Genomic DNA, 1,576 nt, shown 5'->3' with positions numbered 1-1,576 from the left:
TTCTGCCCCATTGTTTGCTTCGACCGAATGAACACATAGCTACACCCAAGTACCACTTAACTTACTTTTCGTCATATCAGTAGTGCTCCTATATAAACGAAGCTAACACCAGAGGTAAGAAAAGAATCTATTAGGGTGGGGATTGATGCAACTATCAGTGAATAGATGTGAAGCATTTGCAAAACTGTTCAAAGAACTTTCAGTCGATTAGTTAAAGGAATTAAAATTTAACTAATTTTTCCAGAACATACGGAAAAATGATCGTAGTACAATATTCATACGAACAATTCACACCTTGAGTGTTTAAGTTAATATGCTCTCATCATGAGATTCAAGTCACGTTTATCAGTGTTTTTTCTAGGTATTGTCTACTCTTTTCAACTGTTTAATTAGAGTCTGATATGACAAAGAAAATCATCCTAGATACAGATCCGGGCATCGATGATGCAATGGCAATCTTATTTGCAGAAGCGCATCCAGATATTGAGCTTATGGGGATCACCACTGTTTATGGTAATGCGACGATAGACAACGGGACTCAAAATGCTCTTTATTTGAAGCAGAAGTTTGGAATGAAGACGCCGGTGGCTAAGGGAACGGATAAGCCCCTAATAAGAGATCCCGTTGGAGCCACGGTTGTGGTGCATGGCGAGGCTGGATTTGGATATGTGAAAGCACCAAGTTCATTAGATGTTACAGCTATTGATAAGCCGGCTTATCAGTTCATTATTGACAGTGTTCGAGCTGAGCCGGGAGAGATTACTCTTGTGGCGGTTGGTCCTCTTACTAATCTGGCACTCGCACTTGAAGCTGCTCCTGATATCGTTGACTTGGTAAAAGAAGTGGTTGTTATGGGTGGCGCGTTCGGCGAAAACGACCACAGAGGGAACGTGACACCATTTGCTGAAGCAAATATCCATGATGATCCTCACGCTGCGGATAAGGTGTTTACGGCATCATGGCCAGTAGTCATTATAGGGCTCGATGTGACGGAGGAGAGCTTTTTTACCAGTCAATACCTTGATGAGTTGCGAGATGATGCTGGAGAAGTAGGGCAGTTTATCTGGGATATCAGCCGCTACTACTTAAAGTTTTATTCTGAAAAAGTAGGAATGGAGGGTTGTCATGTTCATGACCCATCAGCTATTGCTTATGTTATCCAACCATCTCTTTTTACAAGTCGTAGTGGTCCTGTCAGGGTAGTCACAGATGGACCTGCGGAAGGAATGACTATTCAGAAAGCTGATCAACGTAACTATATGAACGATGAATGGGGCTTATTTCCAGCACAACAGGTTGGTGTTCAAGTAGATAGCGACACTCTACTCTCACTCTACAGAGAGACATTAATACACTATTCACAACAGTAATAGTTGGTTCTGTCGCAAATGTTGGGAAATGTGCGGCAGGCTCATCCTCTAGATACAATGCGTAGAAACGCTCAAAGGTAATGTCAGCTTCATCTGCTTCAATTTAAACTGATTTGCACTATTAATACAAAACACCGAGCTAAGTGTCTTTCCATACTAAAAAGTAATTTCATTTACTAAATTCGCTAGCTCATTTATGCCCCATT

1 protein-coding gene is annotated in these 1,576 nt (G+C 41.4%); it reads left to right on the top strand.

Annotated elements, in window-relative coordinates; all coding sequences use genetic code 11:
- Nucleotides 1-401: 401 nt before the first annotated feature.
- On the top strand, nt 402-1,370 hold the full coding sequence (locus AACW75_RS22950; RefSeq protein WP_145572388.1) for a nucleoside hydrolase: 969 nt from the start codon (nt 402-404) through the stop codon (nt 1,368-1,370).
- Nucleotides 1,371-1,576: the final 206 nt, after the last annotated feature.

Source organism: Vibrio sp. L3-7 (assembly GCF_963898195.1).
In the GTDB taxonomy this organism is placed as follows: Bacteria; Pseudomonadota; Gammaproteobacteria; order Enterobacterales; family Vibrionaceae; genus Vibrio; species Vibrio echinoideorum.
The sequence above is the reverse complement of the archived record's forward strand: the minus strand, read 5'-3'. Positions and strand labels throughout refer to the sequence as shown.